Origin of the sequence: Achromobacter sp. (assembly GCF_036567245.1) — a bacterium.
GTDB lineage: Bacteria > Pseudomonadota > Gammaproteobacteria > Burkholderiales > Burkholderiaceae_B > Achromobacter.
Map to the genome: position 1 here is coordinate 1 of NZ_DATCUY010000470.1, position 1,507 is coordinate 1,507.

Below are 1,507 nucleotides of genomic sequence, written 5' to 3' on the forward strand. Positions count from 1 at the left end.
GCCGCGCGGTCACGGGCGGCATCGCGGGAGTTCGGAGCCGGCGCCGCGCCCGGCGTGCGACCACCCTGGCCCTGCGCCCGGTTCTGCACGCCGGCCTGGCGCTGACTGTCGAAACGCTGGCGGCTGGCCTGGTCCGCATAAGGCGTATTGCCGCGGTTGGCGGGGTTGTGCTGCCAGTTGGTCTTGTTGTTACTGATGTTGGTCCGATCGATACGCTGGTTGACGTTGATGTTGTTGTAGCGGTTGACGTCTATATCGACGTCGTTATGTCCCCAATCGAACCCGCCCCACATGGAATTGACCGCGGCCACGCCCAGGCCGAAGCCTATGCCGGCCACCAGCGAAGTGGCGAATACCGAGCCCGGAGGCGGCGGATAGTAGTAAGGGGGATAGGAAGGATAGGCCCAGGCGCCGTAGACCACCGTCGGGTTGTAGCTGGGCACGTACACCACCTGCGGATCGGCCGGCTGGATGACCACCACCGTCTTGTCGTTGGTGGTGCTGGAGGTGACCTTCTGCTGTGGCGTGCTCTTCAGATTGCCAGCCTTCTGCGCCTGGACGCGCAGCCGCTGGACCGAGTCCATGACGGCGTCGGGCTGCGCCAGGAAGGCGTCGCCCACGGATTTCACCCAGTCCGGCTGGCGGCCCATCATGTCCATGACCGAGGGAAACGCCACCAGGGATTTGACGCTGGGATCCCAGGTCTCGCCCTCGACCGCCTTGACCGCCTGGTCGCCGGATTCCGAGGTATGCGCGGCCGACCACTTGGCGGCCGCCGCGACATCGTCGGGGTAGGTCGCCCCCATGAGGATTTGCGAGAGCAGCGAATCCGGATACAGCGCCACGGGCGCCATCAGTTGATCCAGTTGCGCGTTGTCCAGCTTGGTCTGCGCCGTGGCGGGGAAGCAGGCAACCAACCCCAGGCATAACCAGCCGATGAACCACTGTTGCAGTCGACGCATTTTCCGTTCTCCGTGAATCGCAAAGCATGAAGCCACAAGCCAGGAGGAAACTGCCGGATATCGCGCAGACAATATATGCCTAACGCCGGCGCAGGGGAAGCGCCGGCGCGGATCTGTTTCGGTTCACAACTTGGCGACGGAAACCTCGGTCGCCTTGACGAAGGCCAGCACCTCGGTGCCGACCTGCAAGTCCAGCTCCTTGACCGAACGGGTCGTGATTACCGAGGTCACGATGCCGGCCGGCGTGTCCACGTCCACTTCGGACACCACCGGGCCCAGGATGATTTCCTTGATCTTGCCGCGGAACTGGTTGCGGGCGTTGATGGATTGAATGCTCATGGTCTTGCTCCTGGTGTATTGGGCGGCGCCATGCCGCCCGTGCGTGAATCACGGGGCGCGGCCTCAGACCGCCAGCCGCAGATGCCGGATCTGGATGACGGGCGCCAGGGGCCGATCGGCGTCTGGCGTGTCCTGCTGCCGCAGCGCGGCGCGCAGCACGCGGGCCTCCAGCGCGGCGAATGCGGCCGAGCCCCGCACGCGTGGAT

Annotated in this window: 2 protein-coding genes; both read right to left on the reverse strand. The window is 65.2% G+C overall.

The annotated features are described in order from the left end of the window. Positions 1-962, reverse strand: a 962-nt coding sequence (locus tag VIR09_RS19915) for a DUF3300 domain-containing protein (RefSeq protein ID WP_332014427.1), incomplete at its 3' end; no start/stop codon positions are given. Between the two features lie 123 nt (positions 963-1,085). Continuing rightward, the gene (locus tag VIR09_RS19920; protein WP_006227327.1) at positions 1,086-1,301 is read right to left on the reverse strand and encodes a TOBE domain-containing protein; all 216 of its coding nucleotides are present in this window, start codon (positions 1,299-1,301) and stop codon (positions 1,086-1,088) included. Between the last annotated feature and the right edge of the window lie 206 nt (positions 1,302-1,507).

What these genes read in the sequence shown, in the direction of transcription:
- VIR09_RS19920 (WP_006227327.1), bottom strand. Translation starts at nt 1,301, where the DNA reads ATGAGCATTCAATCCATCAACGCCCGCAACCAGTTCCGCGGCAAGATC.